Consider the following 26,624-nt stretch of genomic DNA (forward strand, 5'->3'; position numbering starts at 1 on the left):
CCCCCCCCCCCCCCCCCCCCCCCCCCCCCCCCCCCCCCCCCCCCCCCCCCCGGTCGGCCGCGTAGGCGCCCACCCCCCGGTCCGGGGCAGCACCGCCGACAGCACACCGGGAGTCGACCGATCGCGGTTCGCGTGGGCGGACACCCGCGCCGCCGCCGCTCTCACCGCACGTTCTCCAGCCATTCCGCGACGGCCCTGGCCGTCGCGCCCACATGCTCGGCTTCCAGCATGGTGAAGTGGTCGCCCGGCACTTCGACGACCGTGGCCGCCGCGGCGGCCACCTCATCACGCCATTCGCCCCCTCCCCCGTGCGCGAGGGCCTGCGTCGAGCGGATGTACAGCGACGGCACCGAAATCCCCTCAGGCCGCCAGCCCCTGAGCAGATCGAGGTTCCACAGCTGCGCGGTGATCCGTTCGGACAGCGTGTCGAAGCCCATCCGGCGCACGTACCCGACCAGCCTGGTGCTCAACGCGCGCTGCAGGTCCTCGTCGTCGAACACGCCCCGCTCACCCTTGAGGTTCAAGGTGTAGGTGTCGAGCAGCACCAGGCCGGCGGGAACCAGGCCGCGAGCGTGCAGCTCCTGGGCGAGCTCGTACGCCACCACCCCGCCGGAAGAGTGCCCGGCCAGGGAGAACTGCGTCCCTCCCACGAATTCCTCGACCGTGTCGGCCAGACCGGTCACCAACGCGGCCCGGGTCGCGGGCAGGAGCTCGCCGGCGGCGAACCCTGGAGGCACCAGAGCCGACACCTGGCTTCCCCGGCCCGTGAGCTCGGCCGCGAACCGGAGGTAGACCTGTGGCCCAGTGGTCATGATCGTCGGGCACACGCAGATCAGGTGCGGTCCCTCTCCCGCCGGGGAGATGCGGACCACGGCCGGCTTCGCCTTCACCTGTGCCGGGTCGTCGAATTTCTCGCGCAACCGCGCGGCCTTGACCATGAGTTCCTCGCCGAGTTCCGGCCGGCCGTTCTCGATCGCCGCGAGGTAGAGCTCACCGAACAGGTCGTGGTGTTCCGGAAGCGGACCGCCCCTGTCGCCGGCCCGCGGCGGTTCGGACAACGCCGTGCCCAGTTCCGTGGCGAGGCTCCGCAGGTCCGGGTGGTCGAACACCAGGGTCGCGGCCAGCTCGACGCCGGTTTTGGCCTGCAGCGAGTTGCGCAGTTCGACCGCAGTCAACGAGTCGAAGCCCAGTTCGCCGAGGGGCCGGTCCGGTTCGATCGGCGCGCCCGGGGTGTGGCCCAGCACCGCCGCCACCGCTTCGCGGACCACGTCGATCAGCACCTCCTCGCGATCCATTTCGGACAGCCCGGCGAGCCGCTGCCTGAGCCCCTCGCGATCGGGCCGGCTGTTGTCGGCCGCCCGCCGGCGTGGACCACCGGCCAGGGACCGCCACACCGCCGGGATCTCCGGCCGGGCCCGCAGCGCCCGCACATCCAGCCGGGTCGCTGCCACGACCGCGTCGCCGGTGCCCAGCGCCCGGTCGAAGAGCGCCATCTCCTGCGCCGCGGACAACGCCGGCTCGCCCACCCGGTCCTCCCAGGCGATCGACAGGCCCGGCAGGCCCTGATCGCGGCGGTGCCGCGCCAGCGCGGCCAGGAACGCGGCGTCGCCGCACCGACCGCCGCTGCCCTCAAGGCCGGCCAACGACGAGAACACCACGAACAGCGCCAGCTCCCGGTCCCGGGTCAGTTCGTGCAGATGCCACGCCGCGTCGGCCGTCGGCCCCGGTACCCGGTCCGAGCCCTCCTCGGGCAACGAGCAGGCCTCGGCGGTGTGCACGACGCCGATGAGCGGCTGGTCCGCAGGACCCGAGGCCAACGCCTCGGCCAAGGCCCGCCGATCGGTCACGTCGCACGCGGTGACCGTGACTTCGGCGCCCCGCTGAGCCAATTGCGCCACCAGCTCCGCCGTTTCCAGCTCGTCCGGACCGCGTCGGCCGAGCAGCAGCAGACGCCGGACACCGTGCTCGGCGACCAGATGCCGTGCGACCGCGTGGGCCCGCTCACCGCCGGTGATCACGACCGTGCCGGGCACCAGTGGCGTGACCGGTCCGTCGGTGTCGCCGGTCCGGGTGAGCCGGGCGGCGTGGAGTCGGCCCCGGCGCAGGGCCAGCTGCGGCTCATCGGCGGCCACGACCCGCCCCAGCGTTTCGGCGTCAGGGTCGGCATCCGTGTCGAGCAGGATGAGCCGGCCCGGGTTCTCGGCCTGCACCGAACGCACCAGACCCCACACGGCGGATGCGGCCACGTCGGTCACCGGCCCACCGGGCTCGATCGCGACGGCGCCCCGCGTGACCACGACCAGCGGGACGGCGGCGAACCGGTCCTCGTCCAGCCAGCGCCGCAGCCGGTCCCTGACCCGGCCGGTCATGTCGTGGGGGGACACCACGACGGCGTCCGGGTCACCGGACGCGCTGAGCACGACAGCCTGCGGCGGCGTCCCTTGTCCGAAAGCGGCTTCGACCGTCAGCCACTCGCTCACCGGAGCCGCGGCGCCGGTGGTCTCGAGCCACTCCATCCGCAGCAGCACCTGATCGCCGGCGGTGCGGCTGCCGGAGACCGGGGCCCGCACGTCCAGCGAGCCGATCGACAACACCGGCATGCCGGTGTCGTCCGCGGCGGCCATCGCCACCTCGTCCGGCCCGAGACGCGTCAGCGCCACCCGAAGCCGGGCCGCACCCGAGGCGCGCAACACCACGTCGGTGAACCGGAACGGCAACCGGCCGGAACCGGCCGAGTCCGCACCCGCACCCGCGACGGCGCCCGCGAACGGATGTGAAGCGGCGTCCAGCAGAGCCGGATGGATCCCGAACGAACCCGCCGTCGCGCGGGCGGGCTCGGGCAGATCCACCTCGGCGAAGATCCGGTCCCCGCTCTCCCAGGCTTTGGCCAGGCCCCGGAACACCGGCCCGTGTTCGAGCCCGAGGCCGGCGAGCCGGTCGTAGACCCGCTCGACGTCGAGCGGCGTCGCACCGGGCACCGGCCAGGTCCCGCCGACGGCTTGGAAAGCCCCGTACTCCCGGGCCGGCAGCGAAGCTGCGCTCACCACTCCGGTGGCGTGCCGGGTCCACGTCTCCGCACCGTCCGGGCGGGCGTGGATCGTGACGCTCCGGCGCCCTTCGGATGCGGAGGCGTCGGCGCCGCCGACCACGACCTGGAGTTCCATGCCACCCCGAGCGGGCAGTACCAGCGGCGCTTCCAGCGCCAGCCCGTCCAGCCGACCGCAGCCGACGCTGTCGCCGGCCCGGATCGCCAGCTCGACGTACGCCGCACCGGGCAGCACCACCTCGTCGAGCACCGCGTGGTCGGCGAGCCACGGATGGGTCCGCAGGGACAGGCGGCTGGTGAAGACCACGCCGTCGAACTGCGGCAACGACAGCACCGCCCCGAGCAACGGGTGGTCCGCGGACCGCAATCCGGCGGAGACCCCGGTCCGGCCGCCGACCGCGTCGGGCCAGAAGCGCTGCCGTTGGAAGGCGTAGGTCGGCAGGCTGATCCGGGTGCCTCCTCGACCTGCGAACGCCGCGGTCCAGTCCACGGCCACGCCTCGCGTGTACAGCCGGCCGATCGCCGACAACAGCGTCGACGTGTCGCCGTGCTCACGCCGCAAGACCGGCGTCACCACCGTCCCCGGAGCGCAGCTGCGCTGCGCCAGCGCGGACAGCACGCCGTCAGGGCCCAGCTCGACCATCGCCGTCACACCCTGTTCGGCCAGCCACCGCACACCGTCGGCGAACCGCACCGGCTCACGGACTTGGCGGGCCCAGTACTCCGGCGAGCACAACTGCTCGGCCGTCGCCGCACGACCGGTCACATCGGACACCACCGCAATCCGCGGCTCCGTGAAACGCACCGATTCCAGCACCCGCGTGAACTCGTCCAGCATCGGGTCCAGCAACGCCGAATGGAACGCGTGCGACACCCGCAACCGCGACACCCGGCGGCCACGCTCGCCCACAGCCGCCACCACCTGGTCCACCCCGGCCCGGGAACCCGAGACCACCACCGAATCGTCGGTGTTCAGCGCGGCCACCGACACGCCGTCCGGCAGCAGGTCCGCGATCTCGGCCTCGGACATCTCCAGTGCGGCCATCGCGCCGCCGGACGGCAGCGCCTGCATCAACCGCGCCCGGGCCGCCACCACCCGGCAGGCGTCACCCAGCGACCAGACCCCGGCCACGTACGCCGCCGTCACCTCACCGATCGAATGCCCCAGCAGATAGTCCGGAGTCACCCCGAACGCCCGCAGCACCTCGAACAACGCCGCCTCGACCGCGAACAACGCCGGCTGCGCCCACCCCGTCTCATTGACCAACTCCGCATCCCGGCCCCACATCACCTCACACAACGGCCGGTCCAGCAACGGATCCAACTCCGCAAGAACCCCGTCCAACGCCCCCGCGAACACCGGCGACTCCGCATAAAGCCCACGCGCCATCCCCACCCGCTGCGCACCCTGCCCCGTGAACAACACGCCCAGCCGGGTGCCCGGTCGGACCGTATCGGGCACGGGTTCACCGGCCGCGACCGCATGCAGGCCCGCAAGCAGCTCGGCCCGCTCGCCGCCCACGACCACGGCGCGGTGGTCGAACACCGCCCGCGAACCGGCCAGCGACCACCCCACATCCACCGGACGCAAGGTCGGGTCCGCCGCCACGAACCCCAGCAGCCTGGAGGCCTGAGCCCGTACCGCCTCAGCCGACTTGCCGGACAGCACCCACGGCACCACAGCACCGGTGTCGGCGGGGGGGACGACGTCGGCGTCCGCGGGGGCCTCCAGGATCACGTGCGCGTTGGTGCCGCTGATCCCGAACGAGGACACCCCGGCCCGCCGCGGGCGGCCGGTTTCGGGCCACGGCACCGCTTCGGTCAGCAGCCGCACGTCGCCCCGGGTCCAGTCGACCTGGGTGGAGGGCCGGTCCACGTGCAGCGTCTTCGGCAGCACACCGTGCCGCAGCGCCATCACCATCTTGATCACACCACCGACACCCGCCGCCGCCTGGGCATGCCCGATGTTCGACTTCAACGACCCCAGCCACAACGGCCGATCCGCGGGCCGGTCCTGACCGTACGTCGCCAGCACCGCCTGCGCCTCGATCGGATCACCCAGCCGCGTACCCGTACCATGCGCTTCCACCACGTCCACGTCCGACGCCGACAGACCCGCCGCCGCCAGCGCCTGCCGGATCACCCGCTGCTGCGACGGACCGTTCGGCGCCGTCAACCCGTTCGACGCACCATCCTGGTTCACCGCACTCGACCGGAAGACCGCCAGCACCTCATGACCGTTGCGCCGGGCGTCCGACAGCCGCTCCATCACGACGACACCCACACCCTCGGCCCAGCCGGCGCCGTCGGCGGCGTCGGAGAAGGACTTGCAGCGGCCGTCCGCGGCCATTCCGCCCTGCACGGTGAAGCCGACGAACGTGTCCGGCGAGGCCATCACGGTCACCCCGCCGGCCAGCGCCAGCGAGCACTCACCCGACCGCAACGCCTGCGCCGCCAGATGCATCGACACCAGCGACGACGAACACGCCGTGTCCACACTCACCGCAGGACCCTCCAGCCCGAGCGTGTACGCCACCCGGCCGGATATCACGCTGGTCGCGCCGCCCGTCATCTGGTGGCCCAGGAGTTGGTCGCTGCCGCGGGCGACCAGTTCGCCGTAACCGGAACCGTACGCGCCGGCGAACACGCCGGTCGGGCTGCCCGCCAGCGAACCCGGATCGATTCCCGCCTGCTCCAGGGCTTCCCACGACACCTCCAGCAGCAGCCGCTGCTGCGGGTCCATGGCGAGCGCCTCGCGCGGCGAGATCCGGAAGAACGCCGCGTCGAACGCGTCGGCGCCGGCGAGGAACCCGCCCTCGTCTGTCGCCGAGGTTCCGGAACCGGGTCCCTCACGCCCGATCAGGGCGTCCAGGTTCCAGCCGCGGTCGGCAGGGAACGGGGTGACGCCGTCGGCTCCGTCGGCGACCAGCCGCCACAGGTCGTCAGGACCCGCGACGCCGCCCGGGAACCGGCACGCCATGCCGACCAGCACGATCGGGTCGTCGGAAACCGGCACCACCGCGGGCGCCGCGGTCGGCTCCACCGGCTGCCCGGCGCCGTACCCGGCAGCCAGATGCCTCGCCAGCCGCGTGACCGTCGGATAGTCGAACACCACGCTCGCGGCCAGCACCGCACCCGCCTTGGCCTGCAGCAGGTTCCGCAGCTCCACCGACGTCAGCGAGTCGAAGCCCAGCTCCCGGAACGGTCGGTCCGCGTCGATCTGCGCCCCCGAGCCGTGGCCCAGCACCGCCGCGGCGGACTCCCTGACCAGCTCCGCCAGCGCCTGCTCGCGCTCCGCGACGGACAGTTCCGCCAACCGCTGCCACGGCCCGCCCCGACCGTCGCGGGTGTTGTCGGCGGTGCGGCGCGGCGCGGCGCCGGCGAGCGACCGCCACAGGGCCGGCACGTCCTGCTGAGCCCGCAACGCCCGTACGTTCAGCCGGGCCAGTCCGAGCACCGGCTGGGGGGAGCGCAACGCTTGGTCGAACATGTCCATGCCCTGCGCCACCGAGAACGGCGGCAGTGCCGACCGTTCGATGCGGCGAAGGTCCGCCGGGGACAAGGTGCCCACCAGCCCGACCTCGGTCGTCCAGGCGCCCCAGGCCATCGACGAGCCCGGCAGCCCCTGCTCACGGCGGCGCCGCACCAGCGAGTCGAGGAACGCGTTGCCCGCGGCGTAGTTGGCCTGGCCGCCGCTGCCGAGCAGCCCTGCGAGAGAGGAGAACACCACGAAGAACGACAGGTCCAGATCCCGCGTCAGCTCGTGGAGGTGCCATGCCGCGTCGACCTTCGGCGCCAGCACGCGGTCGAGCTGATCCGGCGAGAGCGAGCCGAGTACGCCGTCCTCAAGGATCCCGGCGGTGTGCACCACCCCGGTCACCGGGCGCTCCGCCGGAACCCCGGCCAGCACCGCGGCCAGGGCCTGCCGATCCGTCAGGTCGCAGGCCGCGAACGTCACCGCCGCGCCCTGCGCCGCCAGCTCGGCGGCCAACTCCTGAGCATCCGGCGCGGCCGGTCCCCGTCGGCTGACGAGCAGCAGGTGCCGGACGCCGTGCTCACCGGCCAGGTGGCGGGCCAGGGCGCCGCCCAGGCCGCCGGCGCCGGTGATCACGACCGTGCCCGAAGGGTCCGGCGCCCGTGGGACGGTGAGCACCAGCTTGCCGACGTGCTTGGCCTGGCTCATGAACCGGAAGGCGTCCTGGGCCTGGCGCACGTCCCAGCCGTGCACCGGCAACGGCCGCAGCACACCGGCTTCGAACAGGCTCACGAGTTCCCGCAGCATCTGCTGGATGCGGTCGAACCCGGCGTCGGTCAGTTCGAACGCCTGGTAGGCCACGTCGGCGCGACGGTCCCGCAGGTCCTCGGGCGAGCGGATGTCGGACTTGCCCATCTCGATGAAGCGGCCGGCCGGCGCGAGCAGGTCCAGCGAGGCGTCCACGAACTCGCCGGCCAGCGAGTTGAGCACCACGTCGACACCGCGCCGGTCCGTGGCAGCGCGGAAGCGCTCCCTGAAGTCCAGGGTCCGCGACGAGGCCATCCGGCCTTCGTCGACGCCCCATCGGCGCAGTACGCCCCATTTGCCCTCGCTCGCGGTGGCGTAGATCTCCGCGCCGAGGTGCCGGCCGAGCTGGATGGCCGCCAGCCCCACGCCGCCGGCGCCGGCGTGCACGAGCAGCGACTCACCCGCCCGCAGATCCGCGAGGTCCACCAAGCCGTAGTACGCCGTCAGGAACACGATCGGCACCGACGCGGCGACGGCGAACGACCAGCCGGCCGGGATCACCGTCAGCAACCGCCGGTCGGTCACGGCCACCGGGCCGAAGCCGCCGAAGGCCAGGCCCATCACCCGGTCACCGATCGCCAGCCCGGTCACCTCCGGGCCGACCTCGGTGACCACCCCTGCGACCTCACTGCCCAACGGGCCGGCCTGACCGCGATACATGCCGAGGGCGTTGAGCACGTCACGGAAGTTCAGGCCGGCCACGCGCACCTCGACCCTGACCTGCCCGGGCCGCAAGGCAGTTGCCATCTCGGGGCACGGCACCAGCGCGAGATTCTCCAGCGTGCCCTTCTCCACGGACTCCAGCCGCCACGGTCCCGTCCGCGGTGCGACCAGGTCGTCCGCCGGCCGGACCCTCGTCAGGCGGGCGGCGTGCAACTGCGAGCCGCGCAGCGCGAGTTGCGGCTCGCCGGTGCTCAGCACCCGGCCGAGGACATCGTCGTCCAGCCCGGTGCCGGTGTCGGTGCCGGTGTCGGTGTCGGTGTCGGTGTCGGTGTCGAGCAGGACGATCCGGCCGGGGTTCTCGGTCTGCGCCGAGCGCACCAGCCCCCACACCGCAGCCGCGGCCAGGTCCCGTACCGGCTCGCCCGCGTCGACCGAGACCGCGCCCCGCGTCGCCACCACCAGCGGGATCGAGGCGAAGCGGTCCTCGGCCAGCCAGTGCTGCAACTGCCCCAGCACCCACGCGGTCAGTTCGTGAGCGGAGTCCACCACGGCGTGCCGGCCGCCGGCCGCAGCCAGGACCACCGCCTGCGGGCGAGCCCGGTCCGCAAGTACGGCACCGATCTCGACGAGGTCGGTGTACGCGGCTCCGGCCGGACTCGCGCGATCGGCCAGGAGCCAGTCCGCCACCGGCGCCGCCGGACCGTCGGCGGCGATCCAGCCGACCCTCAGCGCGGCGCCGTCGCCCTGGCCGGCGGCGAGGCTGCCGTCCGACACGGCCCGCACAGCCAGCGAGCCGATCGACAGCACCGGCGAGCCGCCGCTGTCGGCGACCACGACGCCGACCTCGTCGGGTCCGGTCCGGGTCAGCGCCACCCGGAGCCGGGACGCACCCGAGGCGCGCAATGCCACGCCGGTGAAGCTGAACGGCAGCGCTCCTCGCGCTTCCAGCCCCGCGAAGACCGAGGCGTGCAACGCTGCGTCCAGCAGCGCCGGATGGATCCCGAACGACTCGGCCAGGCCACGCCCGGACTCGGGCAGTTCGACCTCGGCCAGCACCCGGTCCCCACGCTGCCAGGCCCGGGTGAGTCCCCGGAACACCGGGCCGTACCGGAGGAAACCCTCGTCGGCGAGCCGGTCGTAGAAGTGGTCGGTGTCAAGCGCCGTCGCGTCCGGCCCGGGCCAGTCGCGGCTCACCGGGTCGAACAGCTCGGTGTCGGCTGCCGCGCCCGCGCCCGCGCCCGCGCTCACCACGCCCGTGGCATGGCGGGTCCAGAGCTCTTCGCCGTCCACTCGGGCATACACCGCGACGCTGCGCGCTTCGGCCGCGGCGGGCGCATCGAGGTCCCCCACGACCACCTGCAGCTGAACGCCGGCGTGCGCGGGCAGGACGAGCGGCGCCTCCAGCACGAGTTCGTCGAGGCGGTCGCATCCGACGCTGTCGCCTGCCCGGATCGCCAGTTCCACGTACCCGGTGCCGGGGAAGACCACCGCGTCCCGCACCGCGTGGTCCGCCAGCCAAGGATGCGTCCGCAGGGAAAGCCTGCTGGTGAACACCATCCCGTCGGTCTGCGGCAACGGCAGCATCGCCCCCAGCAGCGGGTGGTCCGCGGCTGTCAGCCCGGCCGCGGACACATCGGCCCGGACACCGGTGGTGTCCGGCCAGAAATCCCGGCGCTGGAAGGCGTACGTCGGCAGCGGCACCCGCCGCGCGCCGCGGTCGGCGAACATCCGCGCCCAGTCCACCTCGACGCCCAGGGCGCACGCGTGGGCCACCGACAAGGCCACTCGCCGCAGGGTTCCCTCGTCGCGGCGCAGTGTTCCCACCGCCGCCACGGGTTTTTCTCGCTGCCGCGCGATGTCCTGCACTGCGGGGACCAGCACCGGATGCGGACCGACCTCGATCACCACATCGGGGCCGGCGTCGAGAGCGGCCGTGAGCGCCGTTTCGAACAGGACCGGGCTGCGCAGGTTGTCGTACCAGTACCGGGCGTCCCACGACGCGGTGTCCGCGAGCTGTCCGGTCACCGACGAGTAGACCGGAACCGTCGACGAGCGGGGGCCGACCGGCGCCAGGTCCGTCAGCAGCCGGTCCTCGATCCGCCGCACCGACGGCGAGTGCGAGGCGTAGTCCACCGCGATCCGGCGCGCCTGGATCCCGTCGCCTTCGCAGTCGGCCAGCAACCGGTCGAGGGCGTCCGGCTCCCCGGCGACCACCACGGAGGCCGGGCCGTTGATCGCGGCCACCGAGACCGCCGGCCGCTGCGAGATCAGTTCCTCGACCTCGGCGACCGCCATCGGCAAGGCCACCATGCCCCCGCCACCGGCCAGGGTGTCGGCGATCGCGCGGCTGCGGAGAACGACCACGCGGGCACCGTCGGACAAGGACAGGGCGCCGGCCACACACGCGGCGGCGATCTCGCCCTGGGAGTGCCCCACCACCGCTGCGGGCTCGACGCCGAACGACCGCCACACCGCGGCCAGCGACACCATCACCGCCCACAACACCGGCTGCACGACGTCGACTCGCCCCAACGCCTCCTCGTCACCGAGCACCTGCTCCAGCGACCAGTCCACGAACGGCGCCAACGCCTCCGCACACTCCCCCATCGACCCGGCGAACACCGGCGACGAAACCAGCAACTCCCGGCCCATCCCCACCCACTGCGCACCCTGGCCCGGGAACACGAACACCACTGCGTCACCGGCGCGGGCGACGCCTTCGGCGAGACCCGCGGCGGGTTCACCGGCGGCGACGGCGCGCACCGCGGCCAGCAGCTCGTCCTGATCGGTGCCCACGGCAACAGCCCGGTGCTCGAACACCGTCCGCGAGTCGATCAGCGACCAGCCCACATCCACCGGACGCCACGGCGCGTCGGAGTCCAGGTGCGCCAGCAAGCGTGCCGCCTGCGCCCGCAGCGCCTCTTCCGTCCTGCCGGACAGCACCCACGGCACGACACCGCCGGGGTCGAGGCCGGGTGAGGCGGTGACGTCGGCTGCCGCTTCGAGGATGACGTGCGCATTGGTGCCGCTGACGCCGAACGAGGACACCCCGGCCCGCCGAGGGTGGTCTGTCTCCGGCCACGGCACCGGCTCCGTCAGCAGCCGGACGTCGCCCTGCTCCCAATCCACCTGCGTCGACGGCGCGTCCACGTGCAGCGTCTTCGGCAGCACACCGTGCCGCAGCGCCATGACCATCTTGATCACACCACCGACACCGGCCGCCGCCTGCGTGTGGCCGATGTTCGACTTCAGCGAACCCAGCCACAACGGCCGATCCGCGGTCCGGTCCTGGCCGTAGGTCGCCAGCAGCGCCTGCGCCTCGATCGGATCACCGAGCTTCGTACCCGTACCGTGGGCTTCCACGGCATCGATGTCCGACGTGGACAGTCCGGCCGCGGCCAGCGCCTGCCGGATCACCCGCTGCTGCGACGGACCGTTCGGCGCCGTCAAACCGTTCGACGCACCATCCTGGTTCACCGCGCTCGCGCGCAGCACGGCCAGGACTTCGTGGCCGTTCCGCCGGGCGTCGGAGAGCCGCTCCAGCACCACCACGCCGACGCCCTCGGCCCAGCCGGTGCCGTCGGCCGCGTCCGCGAACGACTTGCACCGCCCGTCGGCCGCCAGGCCGCCCTGCACGCTGAAGCCGACGAACGTGTCCGGTGTGGCCATGAGCGTGACTCCGCCGGCGAGCGCGAGCGAGCACTCCCCCGCCCGCAAGGCCTGAGCCGCCAGGTGCATGGCCACCAGCGACGACGAACAGGCCGTGTCCACGCTCACCGCAGGGCCTTCCAAGCCCAGTGTGTAGGCGATCCGGCCGGAGATCACACTGCCCGCGCCGCCGGTGAGCGCGTGGCCCAGCAGCTGGCTGTCGGAGCGGGAGACCAGCTCGGCGTACCCGGACTGGTACGCGCCGACGTACACGCCGGTCGAGCTGCCGGCCAGGGTCCCGGGCCTGATCCCGGCCTGCTCCAGGGCCTCCCACGACACCTCCAGCAGCAGCCGCTGCTGCGGGTCGGTGGCAAGGGCCTCACGCGGCGACATCCGGAAGAACGCCGCGTCGAAGCCGCCGGCCTCGTCGACGAACCCGCCTTCCCCGGTCGCGGATGATCCGGAGCCGTCGAATCCCAGCAACGCGTCCAGGTGCCAGCCGCGATCGGCCGGGAACGGCGTGATGCCGTCGGCGCCCTCGGCGACCAGGCGCCACAGGTCGTCCGGACCCGACACCCCGCCAGGGAACCGGCAGGCCATCCCCACCAGCGCGACCGGATCGTCGGCGACCGGTGCCAACGCCGGCCCGGAGAACGGCGCCTGCGGGCGCGCGTCGTCGAACTCGGCCGCCAGGTGACGCGCCACGTGGCCGACGGTCGGGTAGTCGAACACCAGGCTCGCGGGCATCACCAGCCCGGTCCTGGCCTGCACCAGATTCCGCAGCTCGACCGCCGTCAGCGAGTCGAAGCCCAGCTCGCTGAACGGCTGGTCCGCCTCGATCCGGGCGCCCGGCGCGTGGCCCAGCACGGCTGCGGCGCTGTCCCGGACGAGACCGATCAGCAGCCGCAGTCCGTCCGCTTCTGACAGTCCGGCGAGCCGCTGCCGCAGGCCGTCCCGGCCGCCGGTCGCGTCGTCCGCCCGCCGGCGGCGCCCGCCGCCGGCGAGCGAACGCCACACGGGCGCGACCTCCGTCTGGGCGCGCAACGCGGCCAGGTTCAGCCGGGTCAGCACCAGCACGGGCCGATCGGTGGCCAGTGCGCGTTCGAACAGCTCCATGCCCTGCGCGGGGGTCAGCGGCGGGATCGCCGAGCGGGCGATGCGCCGGCGGTCCCCGTCGGACAGCGTGCCGGTCATGCCGATCTCCGTGGTCCACGGACCCCACGCCATCGACAGCCCCGGCAGCCCGGCGTGCCGGCGCTGTTGCATCAGCGCGTCCAGGAACACGTTGGCCGCCGCGTAGTTCGCCTGCCCGCCGCTGCCGAGCGAGCCGCCGATGGAGGAGAACACCGCGAACAGGGAGAGATCCAGGTCCCCGGTCAGCTCGTGCAGGTGCCACGCCGCGTCCGCCTTCGGCGCCAGCACCCGGTCCACCTGCTCCTGCGACAAGGAACCGAGTACACCGTCGTCGACCACACCGGCCGTGTGGACGACACCGGTCACGGGCCGCTCCGGCGGAACCGCCCCCAGTACCTCCGCGAGGGCCTGCCGGTCCGTCACGTCGCACGCCGCGACGGTCACCTGCGCGCCCTGCGCCGTCAACTCCCCGGCCAGGTCCGCCGCCCCGGGGGCGTCCGCGCCGCGGCGGCTGACCAGCAGCAGATGCCGCACGCCGCGCTCGGCGACGAGGTGCCGGGCCACGACACCGCCCAGGGCGCCGGTTCCACCGGTGATCACCACGGTGCCAGGCCCGGCCGGCGCGAAGGCGTCCTCCCCGGGCTCGGTGCGGACGAGGCGGGCCGCGTGCATCCGGCCCTCGCGGATCACCACCTGCGGTTCGCCCGAGGCCAGGAGCCGGCTCACGGTCGCGGTGTCCGGCTCGGCGTCCGAGTCGAGCAGCACGAACCGGCCGGGGTTCTCCGTCTGGGCCGACCTCACCAGGCCCCACACCGCAGCCGCGGCCAGGTCCCGGATCGGTTCGTCCGGCCCGGCGGCGACGGCCCCCGACGTCAGCAGCACCAGCGGGACCGCCGAGACCCGGCCGTCGGCCAGCCAGCGCTGCAAGTGCCGCAGGACGCGTCCGGTCAGCTCGTGCGTCGACTCCACCACCGCGTCCGCGGCGCCGGACACGGCCAGCACCACCGCCTGCGGCACCGGCCGCTCCTCTCCGGCCGCGGTCAGGTCCGCGAAGCGAGCGTCTTCGGGGCCGGCCAGCAACCAGTCACGCAGGTCCGCGCCGGCGGCCGGAGCGATCCCGACCCACTCCATGGCGAGGACCAACCGGTCACCCGTACTGGTGGTCGCACCGTCCGTCCGCCGCGCGATCACCGACCCGATCGACAGCACCGGCAGTCCCGCACCGTCCGCCACGGCGACCGAGATCTCATCCGGGCCGGTCCGGGTCAGGGCCACCCGGAGCCGCGCCGCGCCGGACGCGCGCAACACCACGTCGCCGAAGGCGGCCGGGACGGCCGCGCTCCACGCCGGCTCCACGAAGGCCGCCGTCCGCAAAGCCGCGTCAAGCAGCGCGGGGTGGATACCGAAGGACGCCGCCAGATCGCGCTCGGACTCCGGCAGCTCCACTTCGGCGAACACCTGCTCACCGCGCTTCCAGACCCCTGTCACGCCGGGGGCGAGCGGGCCGCGCCCGGGGGTGTCGCCGAGGTCCACGGCCGTCGCACCGGGCACCGGCCATTCGCGGCCCCACGCGGCAACGGGATCGTCACCGTCCGCGTCGGACGATCCGCTGCTCAGCGTCCCCGTGGCGTGCCGGGTCCAGGTCTCCTCACCGTCCGGCCGGGCGTACACCGTCACCTCGCGGTGCCCGTCCACGCGGTCGCCGACCACCACCTGCAGCTGGACGGCGCCGTGGGCGGGCAGCGCCAGCGGGGTCTGCACCACCAGCTCGTCCAGCCGGTCGCACCCGGCGCTGTCACCGGCGCGTACGGCCAGCTCGACGTAGGCGGTGGCCGGCAGCACCGCCGAGCCTCCCACCGGGTGCTCGGCCAGCCAGGGATGCGTGCGCGCGGACAAACGGCTGGTGAACACGAACCCGTCCGTCTGCGCAAGCGTCAGCATCGCACCCAGCAGCGGGTGCTCCGCGGCGGTCAGCCCGGCCGAGGACACGTCGGCAGCCCGGTTCGAGCCGTCGAGCCAGTAGCGCTCGTGCTGGAACGCGTACGTCGGCAGCGCAGTCCGCACAGCGGCCTGCCCGGCGAACAGGGCGGTCCAGTCCACAGGCACGCCCTGGGCGTGCAACTGCGCGAGGGCCGTCACCACCGTCGCGGCCTCGCCGCGTTCGGAGGTTCCCGGCCGGCGCAGCATCGGTACGGCAACGGACGAGCAGCTCTGCCGTGCCAGGCCCGACAGGACCCCGTCCGGGCCCAGCTCGACCATGGCCGCGACGCCGTGGCCGGCCAGCCACCGCACGCCGTCGGCGAACCGCACCGCCGCCCGCACCTGCCGCACCCAGTATTCCGGCGAACACAACTGCTCGTCGGATGCCCGCTGCCCGGTCAGGTTGGACACCACGGGAATGCGCGGCGGCGCGAACCGCACCGATTCCAGCACCTGCCGGAAGTCCGCCAGCATCGGATCCATCAAGGACGAGTGGAACGCGTGCGACACCCGCAGCCGCGTCACCTTCGCACCACGAGCGGACGCGACCGCAACGACACCGTCCACGGCTTCGCGCGGCCCGGAGACCACCACCGAGTCCGCCGTGTTGACCGCGGCGATCGACACGGTTTCGGGCAGCATCCCGGCGATCTCCGCCTCAGGCAGTCCGACGGCGGCCATCGCCCCGCCGGACGGCAGCGCCTGCATCAACCGCGCCCGCGCGGCCACCACCCGGCACGCGTCACCGAGCGACCACACCCCGGCCACGTACGCGGCCGTCACCTCACCGATCGAATGGCCCAGGAGATGGGCCGGGGTCACGCCGAAGGCGCGCAGCACCTCGAACAAGGCGGCCTCGATTGCGAACAGCGCCGGCTGCGCCCAGCCCGTCTCGTGGATCAGCTCCGCGTCCCGGCCCCACATCACCTCACGCAGCGGCCGGTCCAGCAACGGATCCAGCTCCGCGAGAATCCCGTCCAACGCTCCCGCGAACACCGGCGAACTGTCGTACAACCCGCGGGCCATTCCCACCCGCTGAGCGCCCTGGCCCGTGAACAGCACACCGAGTCTGGTCCCGCTCCTGGCAGTACCCAGGACCACGCCTGCGGCGGGCTCGCCGTCCGCCGTGGCGCGCAGGCCCGCCATCAGCTCGGTCCGGTCGCCGCCCATCACCACGGCGCGGTGGTCGAAGGCCGCGCGCGAGGTGAGCAACGACCAGCCCACGTCGGCCGGGCTCGGCACCGGATGCGCCCCGAGCCGTTCGAGCAACCGGGCCGCCTGGTCGCGCACCGCGTCGGCCGACTTGCCCGACAGAATCCACGGCAGTACGCCCTCGACCGCAGGCGGCCCGGATGGCGGTCCGGCGGGACTTGCGCCTTCGCCCGCGGCTTCGAGGATGACGTGGGCGTTCGTGCCGCTGACGCCGAACGACGACACCCCGGCCCGGCGGGGGCGGCCGGTCTCCGGCCACGGGATCGACTCGGTCAGCAGCCGTACGCCGCCCTGCGTCCAGTCGACCTGCGTGGTCGGCTCGTCCACGTGCAGCGTCTTGGGCAGCACCCCGTGCCGCAGCGCCAGCACCGTCTTGATCACACCACCGATGCCGGCGGCGGCCTGGGCGTGCCCGATGTTCGACTTCAACGACCCCAGCCACAACGGCCGATCCGCGGGCCGGTCCTGACCGTACGTCGCCAGCACCGCCTGCGCCTCGATCGGATCACCCAGCCGCGTACCCGTACCATGCGCCTCGACCACGTCCACGTCCGACGTGGACAGACCCGCCGCCGCCAGCGCCTGCCGGATCACCCGCTGCTGCGACGGACCGTTCGGCGCCGTCAAACCGTTGGAAGCGCCGTCCTGGTTCACCGCACTCGACCGCAGCAGGGCCAGCACCTCATGGCCGCTGCGCCGGGCGTCCGACAACCGCTCCAGCACCACCACACCCACACCCTCGGACCACCCGGTCCCGTCGGCCGCGTCCGCGAACGACTTGCAGCGGCCGTCCGCGGCGAGCCCGCCCTGCGCGGTGAAGCCCAGGAACATGCCGGGGGACGCCATCACCGTGACCCCGCCGGCGAGAGCCAGCGTGCATTCCCCGGCCCGCAGCGCCTGCGCCGCCAGGTGCATCGCCACCAGCGACGACGAACACGCCGTGTCCACACTCACCGCCGGGCCCTCCAGCCCGAGCGTGTAGGCGATCCGGCCCGAGATCACGCTGCCCGCACCGCCGGTGATCTGGTGGGCCCGCAACTGCTCGCCGGCCCGGGCGACCAGCTCGGCGTAGCCGGACTGGTAGGCGCCGGTGAACACGCCGGTCGGGCTGCCGGCCAGCGACGCCGGGTCGATTCCCGCCTGCTCCAGGGCTTCCCACGACACCTCCAGCAGCAGCCGCTGCTGCGGGTCGGTCGCCACCGCCTCGCGGGGCGAGATCCGGAAGAACGCCGCGTCGAACTCGCCCGGCTCGTCGAGGAATCCGCCCTCGCCGGTCGCCGAGGTCCCCGAACCGGGGCCGTCCGGGCCCAGCAGGGTGTCCAGGTCCCAGCCGCGATCGGCGGGGAACGGGCCGACGCCGTCCACGCCGCCGGCGACCAGCCGCCACAGATCCTCCGGCCCGCGCACCCCGCCTGGGAACCGGCACGCCATTCCCACCAGCGCGATCGGCTCGTTCGCGGCGTCCACCAGTGCCCGGTTGTCCTGGCGCAGCCGGCTGTTGGCCAACAGCGAAGCTCGAAGCGCCTCCGTCAATTTGTCCACGGGCACCGTCATCGTGACCTCCGGTCATTCGGCCCGCAGCGCGATGTCGACGAGATCGCCGACATCCGCCGCGAGCAGGAGTTCTTCCTCTTCCCGCCGGTCGGCCGCGGGCTCGTCGGCGTCGCGGGCCAGTTCGAGCAACGCGTCCAGCAGCCGGGCCTTCCGCAGCTTCGCCAGCGGGATCGAGCCGAGCGCCGCGCGCACCGCCGCCTCCGACGCTTCCGGCACCTCCGTCGGTCCGGGAACATCGACCTCACCGAACAACGTGCCTACGTAGCGCGCCAGCCGCGCGACGGTCGGATAGTCGAAAACGACGCTGGCGGGCAGCACGGCGCCGGTCTTGGCCTGCAGCAGGTTGCGCAGTTCGACGGCTGTCAGCGAGTCGAAGCCCAGCTCGCTGAAGGGCTGGTCCTCGTCGATCCGCACACCCGAGCCGTGGCCCAGCACGGCTGCGGCGGTTTCGCCGACCAGTTCGGTCAGCAGTTCCTCACGGTCCGCACCGGACAGTGCCGCCAGCCGCTGCCGCAGTTCGTCCCGCCCGTGCCGGGTGTTGTCGGCAGCTCGCCGCAGCGCTCCGCCCGCCAGCGACCGCCACAGGGGCGCGAGGTCGTGCTGGGCACGCAGAGCGCGCGTGTTCAGCCGGGTCAGCACGAGCAGCGGGAAACCGGTGGCGACGGCCCGGTCGAACAGGTCCATGCCCTGCGGAGCCGACAACGGCGGCATCGGCGACCGCGCGATGCGGCGCAGGTCGGTCCTCGACAGCGAACCGACCATGCCGATCTCGGTGGTCCAGGCGCCCCAGGCCATCGAGAGCCCTGGCAGGCCCTCGCGGCGGCGGCGCTGCATCAGGGCGTCCAGGAACACGTTGGCTGCGACGTAGTTGGCCTGTCCCGGGTTGCCCAACTGCCCGGCGATGGAGGAGAACACCGCGAACAGCGAGAGATCCAGGTCCCGGGTCAGCTCGTGCAGGTGCCAGGCCGCGTCCACCTTCGGTGCCAGTACCCGGTCCAGCCGGTCCTGCGACTGCGACCCGAGCACCCCGTCGTCCAGGACGCCGGCGGTGTGCACCACAGCGGTGAGCGGATGCTCCGGCGACACCGAGGCGAGGACCTCGGCCAGGGCCTGCCGATCGGTCACGTCGCACGCCGCGACGGTCACCTGCGCGCCCTGCGCCGTCAACTCCCCGGCCAGGTCCGCCGCCCCGGGGGCGTCCGCGCCGCGGCGGCTGACCAGCAGCAGATGCCGCACGCCGCGCTCGGCGACGAGGTGCCGGGCAAGGACGCCGCCCAGGCCACCGGTCCCGCCGGTCAGCAGGACGGTGCCCGCGCTGTCGAGGTCCTGCGGGATGGTCAGGACGAGCTTGCCGACGTGCTTGGCCTGGCTCATGAACCGGAACGCCTCCGGTGCCCGGCGCACATCCCAGCCCGTGACCGGCAGCGGCCGCAACGCCCCGGCCTCGAACAGCGTCACCAGTTCCCGCAGCATCTGCTGGATCCGGTCGGCGCCCGCGTCCATCAGGTCGAACGCCCGGTATTCGACGGGGCAGTCGCGGAAGTCCTCCGGAGGACGGATGTCGGTCTTGCCCATCTCCAGGAACCGCCCGCCCGGAGCCAGCAGGTCGAGCGACGCGTCCACGAACTCCCCCGCGAGCGAGTTCAGGACCACGTCCACACCCGCGTCCCTGAAGGTCTCGTGGAAGCCGAGGTCGCGTGACGAGGCCAGCCGCTCCGCTGCGACTCCCCACTCGCGCAGGACATTCCACTTGCCCTCGCTCGCCGTGGCGTAGACCTCCGCGCCCCGGTGCCGCGCGAGTTGGATCGCCGCCAGGCCGACACCGCCGGCGCCGGCGTGCACCAGGACCGACTCACCGGAGCCCAGCCCGGCAAGGTCCACCAGGCCGTAGTAGGCGGTCAGGAACACGATCGGCACCGACGCCGCGGTCGCGAAGGACCAGCCCGCCGGCACCTCGGTCAGGAACCTCCGGTCGGTGACGGCCACCGGGCCGAACGCCCCCGAGACCAGGCCCATGACCCGGTCGCCGGGCCGCAGATCGGGCACGCCGGGACCGACCTCCGTGACCACGCCCGCGACCTCGCCGCCCAACGGGCCCTCCGCACGCACGTCGTGCACCATGTCCAGCGCGTTGAGCACGTCTCGGAAGTTCAGACCCGCGGCATGCACCCGGATGCGGACCTGCCCGCGGGCCAGGGGGTCCTCGGTCTCGGGGCACGGCAGCAGGGCCAGGTTCTCCAGCACACCCTTGCCCGTCGAATCGAGCCGCCACGGGGTGTCAGGCGGCATCGCCAGCTCGTCGGCCGGGCCGACCCTGATGAGGCGGCCCGCGAGCAGCTGTCCGTCGCGCAGCGCCAGTTGCGGCTCGTCCGCCGCCAGTACCCGGCCCAGCACGCCGGCGTCGAGCGCGGCGCCCGGGCCGGTGTCGAGCAGGACGATCCGGCCGGGGTTCTCGGTCTGCGCCGAGCGCACCAGTCCCCATGCCGCCGCGGCAGCCAGGTCCGGCACCGTTTCGCCGGGCTGCGCGGCGATCGCGCCCCGCGTCGTCACCACCAGCGGGATCGGCCCGAAGCGGTCCTGGCCGAGCCAGAACTGCAGCTGGCGCAGCACCCAACCGGTCAGCTCGTGCGTGGACTCGACCACCTGGTCCGCGTCACCGGAAACGGCCAGCACGACCGCGTCCGGCGCCGGCCGGCCGTCGTCGAGAACCGCGGCGACCGCTTCCAGTCCGGTGTGGTCCTCACCGGTCCGGTCGACGGCCAGCCACCGCGCCGGCGACGCCCCGGCCGAGAAGGTGGCGTCGGCCCACTCCGTCCTGAGCAGCGTCCGATCGCCGGCGCCGGCGCCGAGCTCGCCTGCCGAAACCGGCCGCACCGCCAGCGAGCCGACCGAGAGCACCGGGGCTCCGGCGCTGTCGGCGACCGCGATCGTGACCTCGTCCGGGCCCGTCCGCGTCAGCGCCACCCGCAGTTGCGCCGCACCCGAGGCGCGGAGCACGACGTCGCCGAAGCTGAACGGCAGCCCGCCGGTCCCGGCGGAGCCCAGCTCCGCGAAGGCCGTCGCGTGCTGTGCGGCGTCGAGGAGCGCCGGGTGGATCCCGAACGACCCGGCCGACTCGCGTACGGACTCGGGCAGTTCGACCTCGGCGAAGATCTGGTCATCGCTGCGCCAGACCTTGCGCAGCCCCTGGAACACCGGGCCGTACCGAAGGAATCCGCCCTCGCGCAGCTGCTCGTAGAACCCCTCGGTGTCCACTTGCGTCACGCCGGCCGGCGGCCAGGCCCGCGCCAGGACGCCGAACAGGTCGTGCCCGCCGCCTCCCGGCGGGACGGCGCCCACGAATCCGGTGGCGTGGCGGGTCCAGGCGTCCTCTCCGTCGGGGCGCGCGTAGACGGCCACACTGCGCCGAAGCGCCTCGTCCTCGCTGTCGCCGACCACCACTTGCATCTGGACCGCGCCGTGGGCGGGCAGCACCAGCGGCGCCTCCAGGATCAGTTCGTCGAGGCGGTCGCACCCGACGCTGTCGCCGGCCAGGATGGCGAGCTCCACGAAACCGGTTCCCGGGAACACCACCGACTCCCGCACCGCATGATCGGCCAGCCACGGATGCGTCCGCACCGACAGGCGACTGGTGAACACCGCCGCGTCCGATTCGGGCGAGGGCACCACCGCGCCCAGCAGCGGATGCGCCGCCGCGGTCAGCCCCGCCGCCGACACGTCGGCCGGGCCGCTCGCGAGTTCCGGCCAGTACCGCTGGTGCTGGAACGCGTATGTCGGCAGCGCGACCCGCGCCGCGCCCCGGCCGGCGAAGGCGGGAGTCCAGTCCACCGCCACACCGTGCGCGTACGCCTGGGCCACCGCGAGCACCATCCGCTGCGGAGTCCCCTCGCCGCGGCGCAGCGTGCCCACCACGGCCACCGCCGCCGCGCGCTCCTCGACGATGTCCCGCACCGCGGGCACCAGCACCGGATGCGGACTCACCTCGACCACCGCGCCGGGTCCGGCCGCCAGCGCCGCGCAGAGCGCGTCCTCGAACCGCACGGTGTTGCGCAGGTTCCGGTACCAGTACCCGGCGTCCCACTGCGCGGTGTCCATCACCTCACCGGTCACCGAGGAGTAGACCGGGATCGCGGAGGATGCCGGCGTGATCGGCGCCAGATCGGCCAGCAACCGCTGCTCGATCCGCTCCACCGACGGCGAGTGCGAGGCGTAGTCGACGGCGATCCTGCGCGCCTGGATCTCCTGGTCCCGGCAGTCGGCCAGCAGCCGGTCCGCAGCCTCCGTGGCTCCGGCGACGACCACGGAGGCGGGCCCGTTGACGGCCGCCACCGAGATTCCCGGCCGCTGCGCGAGCAACTCCTCGACCCGGGCGGCGGACAGCGGCAGGGCCACCATCGCGCCGTCCCCGGCGAGCGTGTCCGCGATCGCCCGGCTGCGCAACGCCACCACCCGCGCCCCGTCCTCCAGCGACAGGCCACCGGCCACGCACGCGGCGGCGATCTCGCCCTGGGAGTGACCCACCACCGCTGCGGGCTCGACGCCGAACGACCGCCACACCGCAGCCAGCGACACCATCACCGCCCACAACACCGGCTGCACCACATCCACCCGCCCCAACGCCTCCTCGTCACCGAGCGCCCGCTCCAGCGACCAGTCCACGAACGGATCCAAGGCCCGCGCGCACTCCCACATCGACTCGGCGAACACCGGGGACCGCGTGTACAGGTCCTGCGCCATCCCGACCCACTGCGCGCCCTGACCCGGAAACACGAACACGGCCCGGTTCCCGGCCCGCGCGGTCCCCCGCACCACGGCCGGCGCGGGCTCACCCGCAGCGGCGGCGCGCAGCCCGGCGACCAGTTCGTCCCGGTCACCGCCCACCACGACGACCCGGTGGTCGAACGCGGCCCGCGAGCTGACGAGCGAGTGCCCGATGTCCAACGGACGCGGCGCCGGATCCGCCTCGACGAACTCCAGCAGTCGCGCCGCCTGCGCCCGCGCCGCTTCCTCGGTCCTGCCCGTGAGCACCCACGGCAGCACCCCGTCGGCACCTGCGGCGGCCGGGGGCGCAGGCGAGTCGGCCGGGGCTTCGAGGATCACGTGCGCGTTGGTGCCGCTCACGCCGAACGACGACACCCCGGCCCGGCGCGGACGATCGTGTTCCGGCCACGGCATCGCCTCGGCGAGCAGCCGCACGTTGCCTTCGGACCAGTCCACCTGGCTGGTCGGCCCGGCCAGGTGGAGCGTCTTCGGCAGCACCCCGTGCCGCAGCGCCTGCACCATCTTGATCACACCGCCGACGCCCGCGGCGGCCTGCATGTGCCCGAGGTTCGACTTCAGCGAGCCCAGCCACAACGGCTGGTCCGCGGGCCGGTCCTGACCGTAGGTCGCCAGCAGCGCCTGCGCCTCGATCGGATCACCCAGTTTCGTACCGGTGCCGTGCGCCTCGACCACATCGACGTCCGACGTGGACAGACCCGCCGCGGCGAGGGCCTGCCGGATCACGCGTTGCTGGGACGGACCGTTCGGCGCCGTCAAGCCGTTCGACGCGCCGTCCTGGTTCACCGCGCTCGACCGGAAGACCGCCAGCACCTCATGGCCGTTGCGCCGGGCGTCCGACAACCGCTCCAGCACCACCACGCCCACGCCCTCGGACCAGCCGGTCCCGTCGGCGTCGTCCGAGAACGACTTGCACCGGCCGTCCGCGGCAAGGCCGCCCTGGATGCTGAACCCGACGAAGGTGTCCGCCGCCGCCATGACCGTCACCCCGCCGGCCAACGCCAGTGAGCACTCGCCGGCGCGCAGTGCCTGCGCCGCCAGGTGCATCGCCACCAGCGACGACGAACACGCCGTGTCCACACTCACCGCAGGACCCTCCAGGCCCAGCGCGTAGGACACCCGGCCGGAGATCACACTGCCCGCGCCACCGGTGAGCGCGTGGCCCCGCAGTTGCTCGTCGGCCCGGGAGACCAGTTCGAGGTACCCGGACTGGTAGGCGCCGGCGAACACGCCGGTCGAGCTGCCCGCCAGCGAGTTCGGGTCGATCCCCGCGTTTTCCAGCGCCTCCCAGGACACTTCGAGCAGCAGCCGCTGCTGCGGGTCGGTGGCCAGCGCCTCCCGCGGCGAGATCCGGAAGAACGCCGCGTCGAAGTCGGCGACCTCGTCGAGGAACCCGCCCTCACCCGTCGCCGACGTCCCGGAGCCCGGTCCGTTCGTGCCCACCAGCGTGTCCAGGTCCCAGCCGCGGTCGGCCGGGAACAGTGTGATGCCGTCCGCCCCGTCGGCCACCAGCCGCCAGAGTGCCGCCGGGCTCGACACCCCGGCCGGGAACCGGCAGCCCATGCCCACCAGCACGACCGGATCGTCGGCGACCGGCACCGACGCCGGCCCGATCGACGGCTCGGCCGGTTCCGTCATGCCGAACCGGCCGGCGAGGTGGTCCATGAGGCGGTTCGCCGTGGGGTAGTCGAACACCAGGCTCGCAGGCAGCGCGACCCCGGTCGCCGCCTGCAACCGGTTGCGCAGCTCCACCGCCGTCAGCGAGTCGAAGCCCAGCTCGCTGAACGGCTGGTCGCTCTCGATCTCCGCGCTCGACCCGTGGCCCAGTACGGCCGCGGACGAGTCACGGACGAGGCCGAGCAGCACCTGGCGGCGGTCCGCTTCGGGCAGTCCGGCGAGCCGGTCGCGCAGTCCTCCGCGGATCGCGGTGTCGTCCCGCGTCGCGGTCAGTGCCGCTTCGGCCTCCGGGAGCCCGGACAGCAGGGCGCTCGACCGCGCCGCGGTGAACACGGGCGCGAACCGCGCCCAGTCCAGATCCGCGACGACGATCGCGGTCTCGTCGTCGTGCACTGCACGCTGCAACGCGGCGATCGCCAGCTCGGGCCGCATCGGCACGACTCCGAGCAGGCGAAGCTGCTCGCGTTGCACGGCGCCCGGATCGCTCAGCGCCCCGACCTGGTCCCATGAACCCCACCCGATCGCGGTCGCGGTGCGTCCCGCCGCCCTGCGGTGGCGGGCCAGCGAGTCCAGGTACGCGTTGGCCGCCGCGAATCCGGCCTGCCCGCCGCTGCCCCAGGCGCCCGCACCGGAGCTGAACAGCACGAACGCGTCGAGCTCCAGCCCGCGGGTGAGTTCGTCCAAGGTGTGCGCGCCGTGGGCCTTGGCCCGTACCTGCTGGTCGAGGTCGTCGGCGGTCACCGAGGTGAGCGCACGGTCTTCGCTCATGACACCGGCCGCGTGCACGACGGTCCGCAGTGGCCACTCCTCCGGGATGTCCGCCACCACCTCGGCCAGCGCCTGCCGGTCCGTCACGTCGCAAGCGGCCACGGTGACGCGGGCGCCGGCGACCTCCAGTTCCAGCCGCAGCGCGTCCGCGCCCTCGGCGTCGAGACCACGGCGGCTCACGAGCACGACGTGCTCCGCGCCGCGCTCGACCAGCCACCGCGCCGCGTACGCACCCAGCTCACCGGTGCCTCCGGTGACCAGCGCCGTCCCGGACGTCGTCCACGACGGCGCACCGGATCCGGTCACGGGTGCGTGAACGAGTCGGCGGCCGAACACACCTGACGGGCGCACCGCGATCTGGTCCTCGCCGGTCGCCCCGGGCAGCGCGGCGGCCAGCCAGCGCGCGCTGCGCGGGTCGAGCACCTCGGGCAGGTCGGCCAGCCCGCCCCACAGCGCGGGCAGTTCGAGTGCGGCGACCCGGCCCAGGCCCCACACCCCGCCCTGTGCCGGGGCGGTCACCGGGTCGTGGGCCCCCACGGACATCGCGCCGCGGGTCACCACCCAGGTCCGGGCGGCGAGACCGCAGTCCAGCACGGCTCGCAGCAACGAGGCCGTCGCCGCCAGTCCGGCGGTGATGCCCGGCTCCAGGGCGGCGGCCAGCGACACCACACCGGTCACTTCGGCACCGGACTCACAGGCTTGCTTCAGCTGCTCGGCCAGCTCGGGCCCGCTGTGGTCGAGCACGAGTGTGCTCGCGCCCAGGGCGTCCGCCACCTCCGCCGCCCAGTCGTCGTCGCGCGCGCCTTCCGGGACCACGACCAGCCACTGTCCGGCTTTCGGCGCTCCCGCGACGGCCAGCCGCTTCCATGCCTCGCGGTAGCGCCAGCCGTTCACCAGGGACTGTTCGTGGCGGCGGGCCCGCCATGAAGCCAGCGCGGGCACGACCGGCGCCACGACAGCGCCGTCGAGTCCCAGCGTCGTGGCCAGATCGTGCACGTCCTGGTGTTCGACCGACGCCCAGAACCGCCGGTCCGTCTTGTCCGCGGACGGTTCCGGGGCGGCCGGTGCCTTGTCGGGCCAGTACCGCTGGTGCTGAAAGGCGTACGTCGGCAGCGGGACCCGGACCGCGCCACGGCCGGCGAACGCCGTCGTCCAGTCCACTGCCACACCGTGGGCGGACAACTGCCCGATCGCCGACAGCACCAGGCCCGAGTCGCACTGCCCGCCGGGCTTCTGCCGGCGCAGCAGCGGCACGGCGGCCACGGTCGAACTGTGCTGCGCCAATCCGCAGAGCGCTCCGTCCGGGCCCAGCTCGACCAGCGCGGTCACGCCCTGGTCGGCGAGCCAGCGCACGCCGTCGGCGAACCGCACCGTGCCGCGGACCTGGTCCGTCCAGTACCGCGGGGAGCACAGCTCCTGTGCGGCCGCGACCCCACCGGTCAGGTTCGACACGATCGGGATCCGCGGCGGCCGGAACTCCACCGTCTCCAGAACCATCGCGAACTCCGCCAGCATCGGCTCCACCAGCGACGAATGGAACGCGTGCGACACCCGCAACCGCGACACCTTCACACCACGCCCGGCCGCAACCTCGACAACACCGTCCACGGCTTCACGCGGCCCCGAAACCACCACCGAATCCGCCGTGTTGACCGCCGCGACCGACACACTCTCCGGCAGTAGCTCGACCACTTCGGTCTCCGGCAACGAGATCGCCGCCATCGCCCCACCCGAGGGCAGCGCCTGCATCAACCGCGCCCGCGCCGCCACCACCCGGCACGCGTCACCCAGCGACCACACCCCCGCCACATACGCCGCCGTCACCTCACCGATCGAATGCCCCAGCAGATAGTCCGGAGTCACCCCGAACGCCCGCAGCAC

1 protein-coding gene and 1 pseudogene are annotated in these 26,624 nt (G+C 73.6%); both read right to left on the reverse strand.

What is annotated here, in order from left to right:
* Positions 1–191: 191 nt before the first annotated feature.
* Positions 192–17,417 (reverse strand): annotated as a pseudogene (locus V7E46_RS18620) (SDR family NAD(P)-dependent oxidoreductase); the annotation flags it as partial.
* Positions 17,418–17,531: 114 nt separating this feature from the next.
* Positions 17,532–26,624 (reverse strand): SDR family NAD(P)-dependent oxidoreductase (locus V7E46_RS18625; protein WP_443054237.1); only part of this gene is annotated, 9,093 nt, incomplete at its 5' end.

Source organism: Streptomyces sp. IBSBF 2435 (genome assembly GCF_036815005.1).
Classification (GTDB): Bacteria; Actinomycetota; Actinomycetes; order Streptomycetales; family Streptomycetaceae; genus Actinacidiphila.